Origin of the sequence: Saccharibacillus endophyticus (assembly GCF_013185185.1) — a bacterium.
Classification (GTDB): Bacteria; Bacillota; Bacilli; order Paenibacillales; family Paenibacillaceae; genus Saccharibacillus; species Saccharibacillus endophyticus.
On record NZ_JAAZWE010000012.1, the window covers coordinates 20,076 to 41,794 of the forward strand.

The 21,719-nt window shown below is 53.6% G+C and carries 20 protein-coding genes and 1 tRNA gene; 16 read left to right on the plus strand and 5 right to left on the minus strand.

The annotated features are described in order from the left end of the window. Positions 1-38: 38 nt before the first annotated feature. The 8 genes from trxB (at position 39) to whiA (ending at position 8,561) form a co-directional block, all read left to right on the plus strand. On the plus strand, positions 39-998 hold the full coding sequence (gene trxB / locus HRQ63_RS24945) for a thioredoxin-disulfide reductase (RefSeq protein ID WP_172247824.1): 960 nt from the start codon (positions 39-41) through the stop codon (positions 996-998). 124 nt (positions 999-1,122) lie between these two features. Beyond that, entirely contained in the window at positions 1,123-1,908 is a 786-nt protein-coding gene (locus HRQ63_RS24950) for an AAA family ATPase (protein ID WP_172247825.1), read from the plus strand. Positions 1,909-2,094: 186 nt separating this feature from the next. Continuing rightward, the gene (locus HRQ63_RS24955; RefSeq protein ID WP_172247826.1) at positions 2,095-2,322 is read left to right on the plus strand and encodes a DUF1858 domain-containing protein; all 228 of its coding nucleotides are present in this window, start codon (positions 2,095-2,097) and stop codon (positions 2,320-2,322) included. Positions 2,323-2,373: 51 nt separating this feature from the next. Beyond that, positions 2,374-4,035: a DUF438 domain-containing protein gene (locus tag HRQ63_RS26100; protein ID WP_229714246.1), complete on the plus strand. Its 1,662-nt coding sequence runs from the start codon at positions 2,374-2,376 to the stop codon at positions 4,033-4,035. Positions 4,036-4,698: 663 nt separating this feature from the next. After that, positions 4,699-5,646, plus strand: a complete 948-nt coding sequence (locus HRQ63_RS24970; RefSeq protein ID WP_172247827.1) for an ROK family glucokinase — start codon at positions 4,699-4,701, stop codon at positions 5,644-5,646. Between the two features lie 28 nt (positions 5,647-5,674). After that, on the plus strand, positions 5,675-6,580 hold the full coding sequence (rapZ, locus tag HRQ63_RS24975; RefSeq protein WP_172247828.1) for an RNase adapter RapZ: 906 nt from the start codon (positions 5,675-5,677) through the stop codon (positions 6,578-6,580). 48 nt (positions 6,581-6,628) lie between these two features. Then, the gene (locus tag HRQ63_RS24980; protein WP_172247829.1) at positions 6,629-7,624 is read left to right on the plus strand and encodes a gluconeogenesis factor YvcK family protein; all 996 of its coding nucleotides are present in this window, start codon (positions 6,629-6,631) and stop codon (positions 7,622-7,624) included. A 7-nt stretch (positions 7,625-7,631) separates the two neighbouring features. Then, the gene (whiA, locus tag HRQ63_RS24985) at positions 7,632-8,561 is read left to right on the plus strand and encodes a DNA-binding protein WhiA (RefSeq protein ID WP_172247830.1); all 930 of its coding nucleotides are present in this window, start codon (positions 7,632-7,634) and stop codon (positions 8,559-8,561) included. A 145-nt stretch (positions 8,562-8,706) separates the two neighbouring features. Here the strand turns inward: whiA and HRQ63_RS24990 are convergent, their stop codons facing one another. Next, positions 8,707-9,060, minus strand: coding sequence for a hypothetical protein (locus HRQ63_RS24990; RefSeq protein ID WP_172247831.1), 354 nt, complete (start codon positions 9,058-9,060; stop codon positions 8,707-8,709). 17 nt (positions 9,061-9,077) lie between these two features. Between HRQ63_RS24990 and HRQ63_RS24995 the strand changes: the two genes are divergently transcribed. From HRQ63_RS24995 to HRQ63_RS25015, 5 genes are all read left to right on the plus strand, one after another. Further along, positions 9,078-9,347 carry an HPr family phosphocarrier protein gene (locus tag HRQ63_RS24995; RefSeq protein WP_018978064.1) on the plus strand — a complete coding sequence of 90 codons (270 nt, stop codon included), beginning with the start codon at positions 9,078-9,080 and terminating at the stop codon, positions 9,345-9,347. Between the two features lie 288 nt (positions 9,348-9,635). Next, a complete protein-coding gene (locus HRQ63_RS25000) occupies positions 9,636-11,759 on the plus strand; it encodes a serine hydrolase domain-containing protein (protein ID WP_229714245.1) in 2,124 nt (707 codons plus the stop codon). A 202-nt stretch (positions 11,760-11,961) separates the two neighbouring features. Next, positions 11,962-12,717: an SIMPL domain-containing protein gene (locus HRQ63_RS25005; RefSeq protein ID WP_172247832.1), complete on the plus strand. Its 756-nt coding sequence runs from the start codon at positions 11,962-11,964 to the stop codon at positions 12,715-12,717. Positions 12,718-12,963: 246 nt separating this feature from the next. Further along, entirely contained in the window at positions 12,964-13,587 is a 624-nt protein-coding gene (locus HRQ63_RS25010; RefSeq protein ID WP_172247833.1) for a DUF4262 domain-containing protein, read from the plus strand. Positions 13,588-13,756: 169 nt separating this feature from the next. Next, positions 13,757-14,869: a PdaC/SigV domain-containing protein gene (locus tag HRQ63_RS25015; RefSeq protein ID WP_172247834.1), complete on the plus strand. Its 1,113-nt coding sequence runs from the start codon at positions 13,757-13,759 to the stop codon at positions 14,867-14,869. Between the two features lie 140 nt (positions 14,870-15,009). Here HRQ63_RS25015 and HRQ63_RS25020 read toward each other — a convergent pair whose 3' ends face one another. Next, entirely contained in the window at positions 15,010-15,912 is a 903-nt protein-coding gene (locus HRQ63_RS25020; protein ID WP_172247835.1) for a LysR family transcriptional regulator, read from the minus strand. A 110-nt stretch (positions 15,913-16,022) separates the two neighbouring features. Between HRQ63_RS25020 and HRQ63_RS25025 the strand changes: the two genes are divergently transcribed. Both HRQ63_RS25025 and HRQ63_RS25030 read left to right on the plus strand, forming a co-directional pair. After that, entirely contained in the window at positions 16,023-17,114 is a 1,092-nt protein-coding gene (locus HRQ63_RS25025; protein WP_172247836.1) for a branched-chain amino acid aminotransferase, read from the plus strand. A 142-nt stretch (positions 17,115-17,256) separates the two neighbouring features. Continuing rightward, positions 17,257-17,721 carry an Rrf2 family transcriptional regulator gene (locus HRQ63_RS25030; protein ID WP_172247837.1) on the plus strand — a complete coding sequence of 155 codons (465 nt, stop codon included), beginning with the start codon at positions 17,257-17,259 and terminating at the stop codon, positions 17,719-17,721. A 215-nt stretch (positions 17,722-17,936) separates the two neighbouring features. Here HRQ63_RS25030 and HRQ63_RS25035 read toward each other — a convergent pair whose 3' ends face one another. From HRQ63_RS25035 to HRQ63_RS25045, 3 genes are all read right to left on the minus strand, one after another. Beyond that, the gene (locus HRQ63_RS25035) at positions 17,937-18,722 is read right to left on the minus strand and encodes an AIM24 family protein (RefSeq protein WP_172247838.1); all 786 of its coding nucleotides are present in this window, start codon (positions 18,720-18,722) and stop codon (positions 17,937-17,939) included. Between the two features lie 669 nt (positions 18,723-19,391). Then, complete coding sequence (gene clpP / locus HRQ63_RS25040) at positions 19,392-19,994, minus strand: ATP-dependent Clp endopeptidase proteolytic subunit ClpP (RefSeq protein WP_308809929.1); 603 nt, start codon at positions 19,992-19,994, stop codon at positions 19,392-19,394. Between the two features lie 226 nt (positions 19,995-20,220). Then, a tRNA-Arg gene (locus HRQ63_RS25045) sits at positions 20,221-20,295 on the minus strand. Positions 20,296-20,600: 305 nt separating this feature from the next. On the opposite strand from HRQ63_RS25045, the gene HRQ63_RS25050 reads away from it, so the two are divergent. Beyond that, entirely contained in the window at positions 20,601-21,638 is a 1,038-nt protein-coding gene (locus HRQ63_RS25050; RefSeq protein WP_172247839.1) for a sugar-binding transcriptional regulator, read from the plus strand. Positions 21,639-21,719: the final 81 nt, after the last annotated feature.

The window sequence follows — 21,719 nt, forward strand, 5'->3', positions numbered from 1 at the left end:
TTCATAACACTCAAACTTGTCCTGAGGAGGATGCCTAGATGCAGAAATACAAGACTGTAGTAATCGGAACAGGTCCGTCGGGCCTGACCTCGGCTATTTATTTGGCTCGTGCCAACCTGAACCCGCTCGTGATCGAGGGGCTTCAACCGGGCGGACAATTGACGACAACGACCGAAATCGAGAACTTCCCGGGTTTCCCTGACGGAATCATGGGACCGGAACTGATGGATAATATGCGCAAGCAGGCCGAGCGTTTCGGTGCCGAGTTCATGAACGGTTGGGTAGATGCCGTCGATTTTTCGCAGCGTCCGTTCAAAATCACGGTCGAAGGCACAGGAACGATCGAAGCGGATTCGGTCATCATCTCGACAGGAGCATCCGCCCGTTACCTCGGCATTCCGGGAGAGCAGGATAATATTGGACGCGGCGTCAGCACATGCGCGACTTGCGACGGATTCTTTTTCCGCGGCAAAAAGCTCATCGTGGTCGGCGGCGGGGACTCGGCAATGGAAGAAGCCAGCTTCTTGACGCGCTTTGCGACGGAAGTTACGGTCGTTAACCGCCGTGACGAGCTGCGCGCATCGAAGATCATGCAGGATCGCGCGCGCGAAAACGAGAAAGTCTCTTGGGCGCTCAACCGTAAGCCGCTGGAAGTGGTTGCCGGCGATACGGGTCTCCAAGGACTGAAAGTGTTCAACAACGAGACGGGCCAGGAAGAACTGCTGGAAGCGGACGGCGTATTCGTGGCGATCGGCCACACGCCGAATACGACGTTCCTGCAAGGGCATGTTGAGTTGGACGGTCACGGCTATGTCGTGGTAAAACCGGGCACGACGGAAACCAATATCGACGGCGTATTTGCTTGCGGCGACGTACAGGACACGAAATACCGTCAAGCAATCACGGCTGCGGGCAGCGGCTGCCAAGCGGCGATGGACTGCGAGAAGTATCTCGAAGGCAGCATCGTGCACGACTGGAGCGAGACGCTCGATCGTTAATTTTTAAAAGAAACCTCAATCTAAATCCAAGAACGCGCAGACAAGAATCCGCCAACGGAATCTTTCGCCTGCGCGTTCTTTTTATAGAAGCCTCTTGGCCAAGGAAAAAGATCGGAGGATGTTCATGAGCAAAATCGGAAGAAATCCGGGTGGAGCGGATCGTCGGTATCTGCGCCGGGCGGAGCTGCTGCGAGAAAAGATTGAGCAACCCGAGATGTATCCGTTCAACCTGCCTGCGGTAAAAGAACTGGAGAGTATTGATTTCCATGATCGGGTGACGTATATCATCGGGGAAAACGGAGTCGGCAAGTCTACGCTGCTTGAAGCGATTGCGGTGGCTTGGGGGTTCAACGCGGAAGGCGGGACGCTGAACTTCAACTTTGCTACGGCGGAGACCCATTCTCCGCTGCATCGGCATCTGCGGCTGATCCGGGGAACGGCGCGTCCGAAAGACGGTTTCTTTTTTCGGGCGGAGAGTTATTACAACGTGGCGACGGCGATCGACGAGCTGGACCAAGATTCAGAACCCAGAACTAGAATCATCGACAGCTACGGCGGACGTTCGCTGCACGAGCAGTCGCACGGCGAAGCTTTTTTTGCTACGTTCATGCATCGATTCGGATCTAACGGACTGTTTATCCTCGACGAGCCGGAAGCGGCCTTGTCTCCCGTGCGGCAGTTGGCGATGTTGACTCGTATTCATGAGCTGGCGCGCAGCGGCGGGCAGTTTATTATCTCGACGCATTCTCCGTTGTTGATGGCGTATCCGCATTGTCGGCTGTATAACCTGACGGCAGGCGGCATTCAGGAATGCGGGCTTGAGGAGACGGAGCATTATATCGTAACCCGGGAGTTTTTGAACAATCGGGAGCAGATGCTGGAGCGTTTGCTGAACGACGAAGAAGAGTGAAGGCAAGCGTATAGACCGTGTAAAAGGTGAACAGAAAGAGCCGCCGAAGACGTCTTCGAGGCTCTTTTTTTCATGAATAAAAAGATTGTGCGTAGAATCACAAGTCGGCGAATAACGGCATGCTACATTTTGATTGAGAATTGTTTTCAGAAAAATTTAAAGCAGTCGGAAAGGGGCGTATCGCGAATGGGCAAAAAGATCGATTTGAACCGGAGCGTGCATGAGCTGGTGAGCGAGGAGCCGGAGGTTGCGACGATTATGTTTGCGCTTGGTTTTAAAAAGATCGTCGAACCGGCCATGCTGGAGACGATGGGCAAATTCATGACGCCCCTGAAGGGTGCCAAAATGAAGCGGATCGACCCGGAACAGATGAGGCAGGCTTTTGAAGCGCATGGTTATGAGGTTGAAGGTTAGGACATATAGAGTGGGCGTTCAGCGTTGAATGTAAATAAGGAGGAACCGAAGATGAGCGAACTGATTAATAACCGGGAGCACGCGGCAGGGCAGATGGATGAACAGCAGCTGCGCCGGAGAGAAGAATTGAAGGCCATTATCAAGCAGCTGCATGAAGGCGTCGATCCGGCGCAGGTCAAAGAACGTTTCCGTGCGGCGGTAGGCAGCGTGGAAGTCGAGGAGATTTCGCTGCTTGAGGAATCGTTGATGCGCGAGGAAGGCATTCCCGTATCCGAAGTGCAGAGGTTGTGCTCGGTCCACGCTTCGATCTTCGACGGGGCGATCTCGGATATTCACGGTTCTTCCTCGTCGGCGCCCGAGTCGCAGCCCGGTCATCCGGTACACACGTTCAAGCTGGAAAACCGGGAGCTGGAGCGTCTGACGGGCTTCTCCATCTCGCTGCATCTGGACAAGTTCATGAAAGACGATTCCGACGCGAACCGTTACAAGCTGTTGGAAGACCTGAATTTGCTGCTGGACGCGGATAAGCATTATTCGAGAAAAGAAAATCTGCTGTTCCCGTATTTGGAGCGCTACGGCATCTACGGCCCCACTCAGGTGATGTGGGGCGTGGATGACGGCATTCGCGCGGAGATCAAAGCGGCGAAAGAGCTGCTGGCCGATTACAAAGGCGATCGCGAAGCGGTGAAGACGCGGATCGAAGTCGCCGTGCGGGAAGTCGAAGAAATGATTTTCAAGGAAGAAAATATCCTGCTGCCGATGGCGCTTAAAAAGCTGACGGAAGACGAATGGGTAAAAATCGCGGAAGAGACGGAAGAGATCGGCTACTGCTTGATTCCCGGTACGGCTCGTTGGGTTCCGACGCGGGCAGCGGAGCCTGGAGCTATGTCGGAAGCCGAACAACCTGCACCGATATCTCGCGGACTCGAGGGTCATTTGGAAGCTAGCCACGCCCACGGTGAAGATGCAGCAGCTATGCCGCCGTTTTTGGCAGGGGGAGAGAAGCCGGAAGGGATGCCGCAGTGGGTCGCGGATATGCTGCGGCAACAGCAGCAGGAGGAACAAGCAGCATCGACGCCTGTGCCTACAGCATCGCCGGCGCAGGATCAGGCGGTCAGCATTGCGGAACAAGCGGCGAAAATGGCGGTTCAGGCCGCGGAGATGGCACGGCAAGCGGCAGAGATGGCGGCATCGGTTAACGGAAGCATGAAGACCGTTCAACATGCGCAGCCGCAGCGTCCGGTCGGCGTTGGAACAGCATCCGCTTCACCGGAATCTGCTGCCTCCGCAGCACCGATCTCCGACGGTTACGTCCGTTTCAATACGGGCATTCTGTCTGTGCAACAGTTGGAGCTGATCATGAACCACCTCCCGGTTGACCTGACGTACATCGACGAGAACGATATTGTCCGATATTTCTCGCACGGCAAAGAACGCATCTTCGCCCGTACGAAAGCGGTCATCGGCCGTTCGGTACAAAATTGCCACCCGCCGCAAAGCGTGCACGTCGTCGAAGACCTGCTGCGGGACTTCAGATCGGGCCGCAAAGATCACGAAGACTTCTGGATTCCGTTTAAAGACAAGTTCGTGTATATCCGCTACTTTGCGATTCGCGACGAGCAAGGCACCTATCTGGGAACGCTGGAATTTACCCAAAACGTGGCGCCGATTCGGGAGCTGGAAGGGCAGAAGCGGATATTGTCGGAAGCGTGAGTTTAAGTGTAAAAAGGGAGCGTATGGGCAGATTGCGAGAACGGACGTGCTCTGATCCGAATGCGGATTCATGCTTTTAAGTTTATATTTTTAGGAGGAAAAGCTATAGTTCTGTATACCTTGTCTATAGGTTGTAGATTAGGTTGACGTGTCGAGAACGCCCAGCGTAACTGGAAGCGAGAAGACGGAGAGAGAAATTCAGTGAAGGAGCGTTAGCGTTCGCCTTTGAAATCGGGAAAGTTCTACTTTAAATTTAATCCTTTTTCCCGATTTCAACACGCGACCGGAACGAATTTCTCTCGCAGTCTTCTCGCTTCCCCCGCCAACGTAACTTTCAATGGCAACCTCACCTTGTCTACATCATGCAGACAAGGTTTTTTCGATTTTTCATAAATTCATCGCGATTTCACAAAACGCAACAAGCAGGGCGCTAAAACTCATCCCGCGACACAAACCCGCGTCCCGTAAGGGTTTCAACGCCCCCGGGCGTGCCGCGCTACAAAAAAGGCTTTCGACCCTTGCGGGGCAAGGCTTTGCGGTGTGGTGCCTCGCTTGACCGGATGGGGGCGTTCGCTTATAGTGGGATACGAAGGTGGACTTAAGCAAACGGATTCATCATTTTCGATTTTCTATAATATCAGAAGAAAAAAGGTGGCTTGTATCATGTCTGAAAATGTCTACGTCGGTATGGATCTGGGCGGCACCACGATCAAAGTCGGTCTGTGCAGCGAGAGCGGCGTTCTGCTGCATACGTATGAAGGGCCCACGGGAGTGGCGGAAGGACCCGAGACCGTAATTTCCAACATGGCGGATTACGTTCGTCGAGTCGTTGAAGAATCGCCTTATTCCTGGGAACAACTGGCCGGAGTCGGAGCCGGAGTCGCCGGATTCACGAATGTCCGTGACGGCATCATCGTCATGGCGCCGAACATAGGCTTCAAAGACGTTCCGATCCGCGCCATTCTCGAAGAGCGGCTCGGCAAGCCTGTCAAGATCGATAACGATGCCAACGTAGCCGCGCTCGGCGAAGCCTGGAGCGGTGCGGGAGCCGGCATCGAGAACTGCGTATGCTACACGCTGGGAACGGGTGTGGGCGGCGGCATTATCATCAACGGCCGCATCTACCAAGGGTTCTCGGGCATGGCCGGAGAAATCGGGCATATCGACGTCGTGCCGGATTTGGAAGCCATTCAGTGCGGCTGCGGCAAAGTAGGCTGCCTGGAGACGGTATCTTCCGCGACGGGCATCATTCGCATGGCAAAAGAAGCGGTAGAGCGCGGCGAGCGCACGTTCATCGCCGACGCAAGCGAGATTACGGCGAAGACCGTCTTCGACGCGGCCAAAGCCGGCGACGAAGTGGCGCTGCGCATCGTCAAGCGTGCGGCATTTTATTTGGGCAAGTCGATGGCGGCTGTCGCGGCGGTACTGAATCCGCAAAGCTTCATCATCGGCGGAGGCGTATCGAAAGCAGGAGACATCCTGTTCGATCCGATTCGCGAGACTTTTGCTCAACTGGCGCCGGAACCGCTGCAAAAAGGCGTGCAAATCGTACCGGCAACGCTGGGTAACGACGCCGGCATGATCGGTGCTGCCGGGCTATTGATTCGCTAACGATCGTAAATCAGGGAGGGGAAGTCGCATGAGCGAAATTCCAAACGAGAACGCGGCGGCTTCGACCGCCACGCTGATGATTATCACGGGAATGTCGGGTGCCGGCAAAACGATTGCCGTGCAGAGCCTGGAGGATTTGGGTTTTTTCTGCGTAGACAATCTGCCGCCGGTTCTGATTCCGAAATTTGCCGAGCTGATCGAACAGTCGAATGGCAAGATCGCCAAGGTTGCGTTGGTTATCGACCTGCGCGGCCGCGAGTTCTTCGCGGCGTTGTCCGAATCGCTTGCGTACATCAAGGACCACTTCACCATTCACAGCGAAATTCTGTTTTTCGATGCGAATGACGGGGTTTTGGTGCAGCGCTACAAAGAGACGCGCCGCCGGCATCCGCTTGCACCGGACGGCATGCCGCTCGACGGCATTCGGTTGGAGCGCAAGATGCTGGAGGAGCTGAAAAACTCGGCGACGCAGATTATCGATACGACCAACATGAAGCCGGCCGTTTTAAAAGAAAAGATCATTTCGCGCTTCGCGCATATGGAGACCAACCAGCTATCCGTCAATGTGACGTCGTTTGGCTTCAAGTACGGCGTGCCGATTGACGCGGATCTGATCTTCGACGTGCGTTTTCTGCCTAATCCGCATTATGTCGACAACCTGCGCCCGCTTACGGGACAGAATAGCGATGTCTATGATTATGTGATGAAATGGCCGGAGACGCAGACCTTTTTGACCAAACTACTGGATATGCTGCATTTTCTCATTCCGCAGTACCGAAAAGAAGGCAAGAGCCAGGTGATTATCGGCATCGGCTGTACCGGGGGCAAGCATCGCTCGGTCGCCATTTCCGAATATTTGGGCCGCATGCTGGGAGCGAGCGAGACGGAAAGAGTGCGCGTTAATCACCGGGACGCCGATCGGGACCGCCACTGACTGCAACCTAACATTTGAGGCGTCCAACGTACTGAGGAGTGAACATTCATGAATATGAAACAACCGTCGCAGCGTCCTGTGCGTCGCCCGCGCATTGTCGTAATGGGCGGCGGCACGGGACTGTCCGTGATGCTGCGGGGATTGAAGGAACAGCCGCTCGATATTACCGCCATCGTTACGGTGGCCGATGACGGCGGCAGTTCCGGCATTCTGCGCAGCGAGATGCAGATGCCGCCTCCGGGCGATATCCGCAACGTGCTTACGGCGCTGGCCGACGTGGAGCCGTTGTTGGCGGAGATGTTAAGTTATCGTTTCAAGACGGGAAACGGCTTGGCGGGACATAGTCTCGGCAATCTGATCCTGGCTGCCATGACGGATATTTCGGGAGATTTCGTGACCGCCGTGCGCGAGCTCGGGCGGGTATTCGCCGTACGCGGACGCGTGTATCCGGCGGCGAAAGAAGGCGTCATTTTGCACGCGGAGATGGAAGACGGCACGATCGTGACCGGCGAATCGAATATTCCGGAATACGGGGGCAAAATCAAGCGGATTTTCCTTGAGCCTTCGGAAGTCGAAGCGCTGCCGGAAGCGGTTCTTGCGATTCAGCGCGCGGATGCCATTCTGCTCGGTCCGGGCAGTCTCTATACAAGTCTGCTTCCGAACCTGATGGTGCCGCAGCTGTCCGAAGCGTTCGTCGCGTCGAGTGCGGTCAAGATGTTCATTTGCAACGTCATGACCCAACCGGGCGAGACCGACGGGTTTAGCGTGGCGGATCATCTTCAGGCCGTGCACGATCATGTCGGCAGCCATCTGTTCGATTACGTGCTGGTGAACAGCGGACTTATTCCCGAAGACGTGCAGCTTCGTTACGCCGAAGAAGGCGCGACTCCGGTCCGATTGGACCTGGAGGAGATGGCGGGGACCAATTGTACCGTCATTGCGGATACTTTCGTCAAATACGGCACGTATCTGCGTCATGACGCGGAAGAATTAAGTCGGCATATTAACCGGCTTGTGGAAGACTGGATGATGAGAAAGGGGTGAATAGTCCATGTCGTTCGCGGCTCAAACCAAAAAAGAACTGACCATGGTGGAGGCGGACGCCTGCTGCGAAAGAGCGGAATTATCCGCATTGATTCGAATGAACGGCTCGGTCCAACTCTCCAACAAGAAAGTCAGTCTCGATATTTCGACCGAAAACGCGGCGATCGCTCGCCGCATTTACTCGTTGATCAAAAAGCATTTCAGCGTGCATACCGAACTGCTTGTACGCAAAAAAATGCGCCTCAAAAAAAACAACGTCTACATCGTGCGGATTCCTGCCGGCGTGCAAGAACTGCTCGGATCGCTTAAAATCACGTCGGAAGGATTCCAATTCCTGCCCGGCATCAGTCCCGAGATCGTGAAAAAGACCTGCTGCAAACGCGCTTATTTGCGCGGCGCCTTCATGGCGGGCGGTTCGGTCAACAACCCGGAAGGCTCGTCGTACCATCTGGAGATTGCCTCCATGTACGAAGAGCACTGCCAGGCGCTCGTCGACCTCGCCAACGAATTCAACTTGAACGCTCGCTGCATCGAACGGAAGAAAGGCTTCATTTTCTACCTAAAAGAAGGCGAGAAAATCATTGAACTGCTGAATATTATCGGAGCCCACCAGTCTCTGTTCAAATTCGAGGACGTCCGCATCATGCGCGATATGCGCAATTCGGTCAACCGGATCGTCAACTGCGAGACGGCCAACCTCAACAAAACGATCGGCGCCGCCGTGCGTCAGATCGACAATATCCGTTTCCTGCAAAAAGAAGTCGGACTCGAAAGCCTGCCGGAAAAACTGCGTGAAGTCGCCGAAGTCCGCCTGGCCCATCCCGAAATCAACCTGAAGGAAGTCGGCGAACTGCTCAAAGGCACCGTCAGCAAATCCGGCGTGAACCACCGCTTGCGCAAACTCGACATCATGGCGGAGAAAATTCGGGGCAGCTGAATGCTACTGCCTAAAGGCTGCCTTTGAAAGTTACTTCGGCGGGGGAAGCGAGAAGACTGCGAGAGAAATTCGTTCAAGTCGCTGTCTCACTCGGAAAAGTCGATTGAAATTTTTAGTTGAAGTTTTCCGAGTTCAAAGGCGTCTTTCACTGAATTTCTCTCTCCGTCTTCTCGCTTCCGGCTACGGCAGATTTTCTCGACAGAATTGAGGCAGACTCAGCCTTCTCGAATTTTATTTTTAAAAAAGAAAAGAAAAACTCTACCCAAAAGCCCAAGCGGAGAGAGGAATTCAGTGTAGGAGCGTTAGCGATCGCCTTTGCATTTGGGAAGCTTCCTTTATAAAATTCAATCCAGCTTCCCAAATGCAACACGCGACCGAAACGAATTCCTCCCGCAGCGCCCCCGCTTTTGATAACGGCGGGTTTTAGACTAGTGTGAGCAACCGAAGTTATGTTATACTGAATATAATAATGCGTTTCGACAGGAACTTCATTTTGCATAGGGGGTAAGATTGCTCATGACCAAGCACCCGGTAGTCGTTCGACTGAAGACGGGGCTGCACGCCAGACCTGCGGCTTTGTTCGTTCAGGAAGCTAATAAATATTCTTCCGAGATCTTCGTAGAAAAGGAAGATAAAAAAGTAAACGCCAAAAGTATCATGGGGATCATGAGCCTGGCCATTAGTTCCGGTACCGAAATTCACATCAGTGCGGAAGGCGCGGACGCCGAACAGGCTGTAAACGCTTTAATCAGCCTTGTTAGCAAGGAAGAATTGGAAAATCAATAAATTTTCCATGTACGTCCATATTTGCTTCATACGCGAAACCCTCTGATTTCTTCAGAGGGTTTTTACGTATTTTTACAATTTTCGGCCTTGGCTTCTTGATGTTTTCACAGTAAGAACAAATATTACCAATATGAAGAAAAAATAATCGCGTTTCCGCTAAATAGAGCGCTTCGGGCATGTTTGGGAGGCAAGGCGGCAAGGGTAAAAACAAAGTACCGATACGCTTGCTACGTCCATCATAAGGCATCGGAACAACATCAACGGATAGAGAGAAGGGAGATCAACAGATTGAAAACAAATAACGTTTGGAAAGCGGCATCGGTCAGGTGGACCAAGGCCGCAATGGCCGCAGCGCTCGCGCTTACCCTGCTGCCTCCGTCATTGACTTCGGCCGCTGCCGAAACAGCACCGTCGGCAACATCCGCTTCGGCCCAGAATACCGCATTGACCGCATCTTCGGTCACGGCGTTCCTGGACGCTTTTTTCGCGGAGGAAGCGATTCAAGAGATGGCTCCGGGCGCCGCGGTCGTCGTCGTCAAAAACGGCCAAATTCTTGCGGAAAAAGGATACGGTTACGCCGATGTCGACAGCAAACGTACCGTAGATCCGAAAAATGACGTATTCCGCATGGCGTCCGTCTCGAAGACCTTCACGGCAGCCGCGATCATGCAGCTTGTCGAACAAGGAAAAGTGGGATTGGACACCGATATTCATACATACCTCGGCGACATCGCGTTTAATAACCCGTTCGCCGAACCGGTTACCGTCGCCGATCTGTTGACTCACCGAAGCGGCTTCAAGATCCAAGACCCGACCCAGGAAGACCTGAATCCGGATCTGGACGAATACGTCGATTTGAAAGACTATATTGCCAAATACATGCCGGACGTGGTGCGCGAACCGGGTACCGCTTACATGTACGACAACTTCGCGTTCCTGCTGCTCGGTTATATCGTGCAGCAAGCCAGCGGAACGCCGTATGAAGACTACATGGAGAAAAACGTCTTTGCGCCGCTCGGCATGGACAGCACGGGCTTCCTGATGACGGACGAACTCATGGAAAACGCGGTGACCGGCTATGCGGCGGGTGAACCGGTTGATCCGTATACGGTTCGGCCGACCGTTATGCCTTCGGGAGGCATGCTGTCCACGACGGAAGATATCTCCAAATTCATGATCGCGTTCCTGAACGACGGCAAAACGGCTTCCGGTACACAACTGCTCAAAGCGGATACCGTAGCTTCGATGACGGAATATCGCTCGGCGATTCACCCGCTGCTGCCTGATGCCACCTATGGCTTCGAAGCGGCATCGCAGCTTCCCGGCGCGGGAAGCAGCAGCAAAGTCATCACGAAAGCCGGCGACATGCCGGGCGCCAGCTCGTTGATGTTCCTGATTCCCGAGCAAGACACGGGCGTATTTGTCGTCTATAACCAAAATGGCGGACTGCGCGAACAGCTTTACGCGGCCTTTATCGCCAAATTCTTCCCTCAGTATGCGGTCGAAGCGAAATTCCCGGCCTTTACCGAAGAGTCCCCGGAGCAGCTTGCCCGCTACGCGGGTCTGTATAAAGACCTTCGCGTCGAAAGCATCGTGTCCAAAGTAGGCCCGGGTTCGCGCGGACGGATGGTCATCTCCGACCCGTTGACGGGCGAACGTGCTTTGCAGCAGGTCGCGCCTGGTTTGTTCATGGATGCGAACAAAATGCTGGTCGCCTTCAAAACGGATGAAACCGGCAACGTTTCGTACCTGAAGGAACCGTATCTTAATCCGATGGGCTATGAGCAAAAAGGCGTGAAACCGGCCGGATTCAACGATATTCCATCGACGCATCCGTACGCAAAATACATTCTCGATCTCCAGTCGCTGGGCTACTACCCGAACGATCCGAACCAATCTTTCGGCCCGGATCAGGTTGTGACTCGCGGTGAGTATATCGATATGCTGATGCGCACTTCTGCGATTCCGTTCTCCGAAAACACACCGGAATTCGCCGACATTCAGGGACATCCGTATGCGGCAGCCATTCAGACCGCCTATGAATACGGTCTCGTTTCCGGCAACGAAAAAGGGTTGTTCCAGCCGGATCGTCCAATTACCCGCCAGGAGGCGGCAGTGATTATCTACAACTCGACTGCCGGCCTCTATCCGCCTGAGCTGTTGGAAGTCGTCGAGCTGACCGGAAACACGGACAAATGGGCGGAACCGGCAGTGAAATTGGCGGTCATGCTGGGCTACCACGGTCCGGAAGTGACGTTTACCGATGCAGGAGTCGCCGACTTCCAATCGAAAAAGGCGCTGACCCGTGCCGAAAACGCGGCGATCAACGATATGCTGTTGACCAGCACGATCACCGGAGCGATGCAGCTTGAAGATGCGGCAGCCGAGCCGGAAAAAGAGCCTGCTGCTTAATTTTTAAAAAACGGAATGTTTAAGTTCACCAAAGCCTTTTCGACTATTCTCTGTATAAGAGTGGTTGGAAAGGCTTTTTATCGACCGAAAGAGAAGTTTGCGCAAAGGTTCTCAAAAAAATCGACGCATATCCATGCAGCTGCAACCTTTTTCGAATCGTTGGCGTTTAGAGGGTAATCAACAATAACAGGAGGGGTTAAACATGAAAATGTGGATGAAACCGTTAGGCAGCGTATTGATCGCAGGATCTTTGCTGGTAGGAGGCGCGGCGCTTCCCGCATCGTTCGGAATCGGCCAAGCACAAGCAGCGGAGGTTGTACCGATGAACGTGATTAACGTAACAGGCAAAGGTGAGGTTAAAGTTACACCGGACGTCGCGTATCTGTACGTCGGCGTGGAATCGAATGCAACGACGGCCGCGGCCGCGCAAAAGAAAACAGCTGCCGTAATGAGCAAATTGAACACCCTGCTCAAAACGGACTGGAAAATCGCGGCGAAAGACATCGAGACGGAGCAGTTCTACGTATCGCCGAATTACACGTACAGCGAGAATAACGGTCAGACCGTCAAGGACTACGGCTCCACCCATGTGTTGAAAGTGACTTACCGCGACCTCGACAAGATCGGCCAACTGCTGGATGCCGCTTCCGAAGCGGGAGCGAACCGGATTCAGAACATCAGTTTCGCGTCCGAGAACCCGGATCAATATGAAGAAGAAGCGATTGCGAAAGCGATCGCCAGCGCCAACAAAAAAGCAGCGGCGATCGCGAAAGCGGCAGGTCGCACATTGGGCGCGGCAACGTCGATCAGCTTGGATAACGCCGATGCGCCGATCGTGTATGCGCAATACGACCGTGCCGAATCGGCCTCTATGGCGGCAGAAGCCCCGGCTACGTCCATCAACCCCGGGCAAATCACCATCAACACCTTTGTCACCGTTCAATATGAAATGAAATAAGTTCCGAGTCTCAGGAACGAAAATAACATCCAGGAGAGCCGCTTTCGCGTTTTTGCGAAGGCGGCTTTCTTGCTTAAAAGCCTATAGGCAGGGCTTTTTTTCGACATCGCAACTGCAGGTGCAAACCATGAATATTTTACGAAAAAAGAACGTCCGAATGTTTTGAATTGCACATGAGGTTTATAAAAGGAGTAAGAAACGTACGCAGAACCATACTATTCGGAGCCGAAAAGAGAGGTGATTCCATTGATCGAAACATTGAACATTCCCGAAAACCGAAAACAATACTATCGAAGACTTCTGCAAGAGAATCCCGGCCGTAATTTGATCGAACGCTACTCTTTATTTTGCGAGGAGTATACCGATTTTGCCCGAAAAAGATTATCTTACATTCCGGAGCTGATGCATAAAGGTTGGGTCCCTATCGTCCTGTCGGACGAAGGAATGAACTATGCGTTCACGATCGGATTGGAATACAGCTTCGGGCACCCCGAAATTCTGATTGCTTCCCCCAATCGTCCGGCACGCGTACTGGCCAAAATGATCGAATGGTTTGCGGATCGGGTGGAAGTCGGACAGCGATTCGAAGCCGGATCGAACTATGCGGACGAGCTGAAAATCCAGCCTGATTTTAGCGACCTTGACGATACGGCGATCCTGCGTCCTTACGAAGAGTCGGATGCCGATAACTATCCATGCGGCTACCTGTATTCGTTTTACGGATACTTTGCCGATCGTAATCTGGACCATAACAAGCTGCCGATGTTGATTCTGGAGTTGGATTTCCCGGTAAGCCCGGCACCGCCGGGAGGACGTTTATCCAATATCATGAGCATGCCGAATAAGTGGGACACGATTGCCGATGTCTGACCCGCGGGTCGGAAACGGTAACAAGGACTCTGACAATTTTGTAAAAAAACCTGTCCGGGTATTGCAATACTGTAACGCTCGTTGTCACCCATTCTTGGTCGGCTCTCTTTATAATCACAAAGGGAAGACAAACAAAGAGATCGCCAAGATGCGAAGGAGCTGAACGGATATGAAACGCGTAACCCCGACTTTTAAGAAGACAACCAAAATGATGACAGCCGCCGTGCTTACGGCAGGATTGCTGCTTCCGACCACGGCGCTTCTCGGCACGACTGATGCAAATGCCGCTACCGTGACCGCAAGCGCGCAAGCGACAAAGAATGTTAAAGTGACTTGGAACGGCAAAGCTGTGGGAGCGAACGCCTTCCAGGCTGCCAGCAATACTTATGTACCGGTAAAAGCGTTGGCGAAGGCTGCCGGCCTGTCGCTGACTTACGATAAAACAACAGGCCTTTATATGCTGGGAACTTCGCCCAACAAGCTGACGCTTTCTCCGTATGAAGGTCAGGTGTGGATCGGCGCGGGCGGCGTCGGACTTCAAGCACAAGGACGCGTGAGCGGCGGAACGATGTACGTGCCGTTATCGGTACTGCGCGATTACGCCGGAATCGACGGTGCATGGAACGCTTCGACCAAGACCGTTGCATTGAAGCCGGCGGCATCGACGGGAATCAAAGTTACGGAAAAGACGCTCAAAAAAACGAATAACGGCGCGGTGATCGATATCCGTTATCCTGAATTGTCCGGCAGTGCGGCAGGCATTGCCAAAATCAACGCGACGCTGAAGCAGCATGCCGAGACGTTCCTGTCCGATTTCGAAAAGCAGGTCGAAGAATTCGGTCCGCTGGACAGCCGGGACATGCATTACGAAGCCGACGGCAGCTACATGATCGCCTACAACAAAAACGGTCTGCTCAGCGTAGTAACTCAAGATTACGGCTTCTACGGCGGCGCGCACGGCGGTACGGTTCAGAGCGGCTACAACTTCGACGTGAAAACAGGCAAAGAAGTGACGCTGGCCCAACTGCTGAAAGCCAACCCGAACCACCGCAGCGCGATCGACAAAAAGATTGCGGCGGAGTTCAAAAAACAAGGCTCATTGCTTGAAGAAGGCAGCTTTAAAACAATCGGCAATGCGCCAGGCTTCTATGTAACAAACGGCGGATTCACGATCTTCTTCCAACAGTATGAATACACGCCTTATGCAGCAGGTATTCCATCTTTTGACTTCACCTTCGCATCCTTGCTGCCGAAGGGAACTAATCCTTTCGCAGGTATGTAAATTACGATTAACCGCTATAAGTAGGAAATAAATGATGAAAGCCCGGAATCGAACCGACGCGAAGTTATGCTGCGCGGTTTGGTTCCGGGCTTTTCGATTTCGGAAGACTTTTCGGGTAAACTATAAATGGTGGGTCTTGCTTAAGATTCGAGCCGGCCGACCAATTCTTCGATAAAGCGTTCGGCGCTTCTCGACAGATAGCGATCTTGCAGCCACACAAGGCCGACTTCGGCTTGAAGAACCGCATTCTCCAGCTCCAAGATCTGAAAGTCTTCCGAACGAAAGGAAGAGAGCACCGAACGAGGAAGCAGCGAAGCGCCAAGCCCTTGGGCAACCAAGCCGAGAATAACGGCGACGCTGGAGCATTCGCAGAAGATGCGGGGGGCTTGACCGCGCGAGGCGAACTCCTGCATGATTCGTTCGTGCATCCCGGTCGTGCGATCCGTCTTAAGCGTGAGAAAAGGGCGCTCCGACAGCTCATCGAGCCGAATGGTTTCGCGTCCGGCGTATTCGATCCAGGCGGTCGGCACGGCGGCGGCGAGCGGGTCTTCCGGCAAAGAAGCGATACCGTAATCGTCCGTGCCGGAGGGGGCTTCAAACGGCAGGCGGGCGACGATCAGCTCGATCCGGCGTTTACGCAGCAGCTCGGCCAGTTGGAAATGATCGCCCTCCTGGATTTTAAAAGTAACAGCAGGGTGTTGTCGTCCGAAGCGTTCGATCGCGCTCGGGAGCAGCGAGACGCAGGAGACGACGGACCCGATCGACAATGTGCCGCCGACGCCTTCGCCAAGCTCGCGAATCTCCAACAGCGTTTCCTCCAAGCGAAATAACAATTCTTCTGCGCGTTCGTACAATCGCCATCCGGCTTCCGTAGGAACGAGCTTACGTCCGGTGCGATCAAACAACGGCGTACCCAATTCTTCCTCAAGCAGCTTCATTTGGCGGCTGAGCGGAGGCTGCTCCATATTAAGCTTTTTGGCCGCGGAAGTGATTTGACCTTCTTTGACGACAGCGGAAAAATAGCGTAATTGACGCAAATCCATCTTTTTTCTTCTCCTTTCATACTTTTGGGGTATGCAGAACCGACGAAAAGGATATTATTAATATAGGTAAGAGACTGATATGATTCAATATAAAAAGAGGAGCGTGCATCATGCAGGGTGAACTGAAGATCGAAAAGACAACGCAGCTCAAAACGAAACCGGATACCGCCAACCTTTCGTTCGGCGTTTATATGACGGACCATATGTTTACGATGGACTACGAAAAGGGAAAAGGTTGGCATGATGCCAAGATCGTTCCTTACGGACCGATCCCGATGGACCCGGCCGCGAAAGTGTTCCATTACGGACAAACGATCTTCGAAGGCATGAAAGCCTACGTCGGTCCGGACGGCGATATCCGTTTGTTCCGTCCGGAGAAAAACTTCGAGCGCTTCAACCGTTCCTGCCGCCGGATGAGCATTCCGGAGATCGATGAAGCTTTCGTGCTGAATGCGCTGAAAGAACTGATCAAAGTCGATCGCAGCTGGGTTCCGTCCGAGCCGGGCACGTCGCTTTATATCCGTCCGTTCGCAATCGCGACGGAGAATCATCTGGGCGCGAATCCATCGCTGAGCTACAAGATGATGATTATCCTGTCGCCGGTCGGCGCTTATTACGCGGAAGGTTTGAATCCGGTACGTATTCACGTCGAGACTCGCGACGTTCGCGCGGTAGCCGGCGGCGTCGGCGAAGCCAAGACGGCAGGCAACTATGCGGCAAGCATGCAGGCTCAGGAAAACGCGTACGGAGCCGGTTATTCCCAAGTATTGTGGCTGGACGGCGTCCACCGCAAATACGTCGAAGAAGTCGGCAGCATGAACGTATTCTTCCGGATCGGAGACCGCATCGTGACGCCTGCGCTCAGCGGCAGCATCCTGAACGGCATCACGCGCGATTCGGCGATCCATATGCTGCGCGATTTCGGCTTCGAAGTCGAAGAGCGCCCGATCGCGATCGACGAACTGTTCGCGGCCGCCGAGAACGGTTCGCTTCTCGAAGCTTTCGGTACAGGTACGGCAGCTGTCGTTTCTCCGATCGGCGAGATCGGCTGGGACGGCAAAACGGTTCAAATCGGCGGCGGAGAAACCGGCGAATGGACGCGCCGTCTGTACGACGAACTGACTTCCCTGCAGCGCGGCGAGTCCGAAGACCGTTTCGGCTGGACGCAAACGGTATGCAGCGCGGAGACGACGCAAGGTTGACATCAGGATCTAATGTAACTACAATGGTTTCACGTAATAACGAAATGAAAGGTGCGCGTTCGGAACACAAATCCGAATGTGCGCCTGAAGTTCGTTATAGACGCAATACGCGAGTTCGATCGCTGGAAGGGAGGAATGCGAAGTGAATATCAGTACGAAATTTCCCGTTGCCGTGCACACCTTGATTCTGCTGAGTATTTCGCAGCCCGGCACAGCGACTTCGGACATGATCGCTTCGAGCGTGAATACCAATCCGGTCGTGATCCGGCGCATTACGGGCATGCTGGGCCGTGCTGGTCTTGTTGAGGCCAGAGCCGGCATTGCGGGTGCGCGATTAAAAAAGCCGTTGGCCGAAATTACGCTGCTTGAAGTCTATAAAGCCGTGAATGCCGTCGGCGAAGGCGGATTGTTTGCCGTACATGAAAGTCCGAATCCGAACTGCGAAGTCGGCCGCAATATTCAGGCCGCGATGAATCCGATCTTCATCAGCGCGCAGCGCGCGATGGAGCAGATTTTGGAGCAGACGACGGTTGCCGACGTAGCCGGGGATATTTCGCAGCTGGAAGGCATCGTGCTGCCGGATTACTTTGCTCCGACGAACAGCTAAACGCGAAGAAGGCGGTCCTGTCTTGTAGAGGCCGTTGAAATCCGCATATACACGTACGCGAAAAGGCTGCCTTTGATCCGCAATTCGGATTCGAGGCAGCCTTTTTCCGATCAAGGCTTGCGGCGTAACGGCACGGATTAGGCAATCTGAAGCCGCATGTCGGGTTTGCTCGGTCGGCTATGTCGGCAAAAGAAGGCTTCGCCGCCCCGATCCGATTAAAACGGCCGAGTACGGAAAGGAAGCGTCGGAGCCAACCAGACTTCGCCGCGTCCGCGGAACGTCTGAAGCATGCCTTCGCCGGAAGAAGCCGAGCCGAGCAGCGATTTCGTCGACTTTTCAACGGAGAAATCGATCGTGCTGCTGCGCAGCACCGCGAAGCTTCCGTCTACCTTCAGCGTCTCGGTGCCGTCCAGCTCGTAACGGACCAGCTCGTATTCCGGAACCGGCAGCTCCAGCACGACATACCCGTTATCCGACGCCGTAATTTTGGTCTGGAACAACCCTTCGCCGCCGAACAGGGCCGAGGAAACGTTGCTTTGTTTGGCGACGCCGACCTTGACCGTATTTTCCGCGCAGAAAAAGAGTCCGTCGTCGACGATGATTTCTTCGCCCGGCGACAGTTCGATCAACGTGAAGTCTTTGCGCTTGGGTTCCAGATACATTTCGCCCGTACCTCGGTAGATCGGCTTGCTCGCCGTTTCGCCCGTCACCGCGCTGCCCACGAATTTTTTCGCGAACCCGCCTACGCCGCCCGATTTGTTTTCCATCTCGATATTGCCCATCATGTACTGCAAAGCGCCCGCTTCCAGCACGACCGACGTATCCTGAAGCAAAATGCGCACCTGCTGCCAGCTAAAGCGTTCCTGATCGTGATGATTGATCGATTTCGCCAGATCTTCGTTATAGTTCTCCGGTAATCCGCCTGCCTGAATAACCTCAATGACCAGATTTTCTCTTTTCAACGAGCTGAACACGCGAAAATCGTTATGGCGAAACTGCATGGATGTTTCCTCCTCGGTGTATGTACACGGTAATGGAATAGTTATCTGCACGTATTACGCGAGGTCCGGACAAACGGTTGCGAAAAGGCTGCGAAAAAAACTGCAGAAGAGCTGTAGAGGAGCTGCGAGAAGGTTGAGACGGAGTCGAGGGGGAGTTATGAGAGAACTGTAACTGTGAGAAACTCGTTAGAAGGCTGGTAAGTTTGCGGGGGGATCGGCATTTTGAGCAGACTGGACATTTTAACGGATCGAGGCGACGCTTAGGAAGGTTTTGGGGCGGTATTGAAGTTTTAACGGATTGAGGTGACGCTTAAAGTAGAAAACGGCTTGATTTTGGCGGGAAAAGTAGGGAAATGAGCGTCTAACGGTAATAGGATCCGTTAAAATCCCGGAGGAGGTTGATTTGCGGCTGTAAAGGACATACGATCCGTTAGCCGAGCCGAGCCGAGCCGAGCCGAGCCGAGCCGAGCCGAGCCGAGCCGAGCCGAGCCGAGCCGAGCCGAGCTTACGGTCGCCGCAAACGAGTGCTTTTTCCCGGACGAAAGTATCTCATGCAAAAAAGCTCCTTCCTGCTCGCTGCGTCAGCGAACGGAAAGGAGCTTTCGGCGCTTCTCGGAAAAATTCGGCGATTTATCCGCTGCCGAATTTTCCCGAGTTGCCTGTTGGATATTACTTCGCGCCGATTTCGGCAACCGGCTTCTCGATGACTTTATCGATGATGCCGTATTCGGCAGCAGCCGCAGCATCCATAAAGTAGTCGCGATCCGTATCTTTGTCGATGCGTTCGATCGGCTGACCGGTACGCTCGGACATGATGCGGTTCAGCTTTTCGCGAAGCGCGATGATGCGGCGGGCACGGATTTCGATGTCCGAAGCTTGGCCTTGAGCGCCGCCCAGAGGTTGGTGAATCATGATTTCGCTGTTCGGCAGGGCGAAACGTTTGCCTTTCGCGCCTGCGTTCAGCAGGAATGCGCCCATCGACGCGGCCATGCCGACGCAGATTGTGGAGACGTCCGCTTTGATGAACTGCATCGTATCGAAAATCGCCATGCCGGCCGTGATCGAACCGCCCGGGCTATTGATATAAAGGTAAATGTCCTTCTCCGGATCTTCCGCTTCGAGGAACAGGAGTTGCGCAATGATTGCGTTGGCTACGACGTCGTTGACTTCGGTGCCGAGGAAAATGATGCGGTCTTTCAGCAGGCGGGAGTAAATGTCATACGCTCTCTCGCCGCGATTGCTTTGTTCAACGACCATAGGAATGTAACCCACAGTGAAAAACCTCCTTGTGAACGGATGTGTTCCGTCCTTAGAATTGGAATGGATGCCAGGCTGGATGGCCCGCCGAACCCTTGTACGCAGAGGAGTCCGGTAAACGTCTAGCTGGTATTACCCATATGATAAACAATTCCAAACATAAAGTCAAAGAAAGTCAAACTTTCTGCAAAAAAAATAGCCGATATCGGCGTCATGAACAAAAAATACAGTTAAATAATAATGGCGCGCCCGCCAAGAATCGAACTTGGATCTCAGGCTTCGGAGGCCTACGTCATATCCATTGGACCACGGGCGCATAGATTGCAAGCAAACAGCAGCAATCATTATTATACTCGGCGGCGATGCGAATTGCAAGCCCTCTTCAAGCTGTGAAAAAGAGAACGAAAAGATCCCTACATTATGAGCCCGCTAGCTTTATTTCACCTATATATAGTAGGGCTGAATCACATTTGATCGTGAATAAAATATCCGCTTGTCAAAGCTTGCATAGCGACGTCAAATTGGTTAAACTGGGTGTGGGACAAAAAAAGTGTTCCCGGGACAATAAATGTCCACTGATTTAAATTATACAGGCAGACGAAGTTTGCAGAGGTGGAACGCATGCAGAACATTCTCGAAATCCAGCAGCAGCTGCTTCCCGATCTCATGGAAACTCTCAAGAAAAGGTACACGATCCTTCATCAGATCATGCTGACGGGCACGACGGGGCGCCGCACGCTGGCGAATTCCTTGCAAATGACCGAACGGGTGCTGAGAGCCGAGACCGATCTGCTGAAAGCACAAGGCTTGATAGAGACGGACACGGCGGGCATGCGGATCAGTGATGCTGGACAACTCCTTCTTGAGCGTCTGGAACCGGTATTGAAGGAATTAGTGGGATTGTCCAACCTGGAAGAGAAGATTCGTGAGTTTTACGGACTGCAGAAAGTTGTGGTGGTTCCGGGTAACTGTGACGAATCGCCGCTATCCAAGCGTGAACTCGGCAAAGCCGGAGCCAAAGCGCTGCTGGGCGTGATGCAAGGCGGGGATGTGGTAGCCGTAACGGGCGGCACGACCCTGGCCGAGATGGCTGAGCAGTTGACTTATCCGGTAAATGGTCCCCTTAAAGGCAGTTGGTTCGTTCCCGCACGGGGAGGATTGGGCGAAAGCCTGGAAATTCAGGCCAACACGATCGCTTCCAACATGGCCAAGCGGGTAGGAGCCGATTATCGGCTGCTGCACGTACCCGATCTGTTGAGCCGGGAAGCGTACGAATCGCTCGTGCACGACCCGAACATTCAGGAAATCGTCCGCGAGATCCGCACCGCCCGCGTCATCGTGCACGGGATCGGCAATGCGGTGGACATGGCGCGTCGACGCAAACTGGATGAAGAGACGACAAGCGGCCTTCAGGAAAAAGGGGCGGTAGCCGAATCTTTCGGTTATTACTTCGACGAGAGCGGCAGTTTCGTACATAACATGCTGACTCTCGGACTCAGACTTGACGATATCAAGGCGGCGGATGTCGTGCTTGGGATCGCAGGAGGCAAATCAAAGGCGAAGGCGATTCACGCGGTGCTGCGATTCGGTCAGGAAGATATTCTGGTGATCGACGAAGCGGCTGCGCTCGAAATTGTCCGGGAGCTGGAGAGCGCCTGACGAATTTGTTACTCATGGTGCGGCTTTTTCATCGATATGAAGAAGTATGCGCCTTGAATAAATGAAACATTTCTTCAAAAA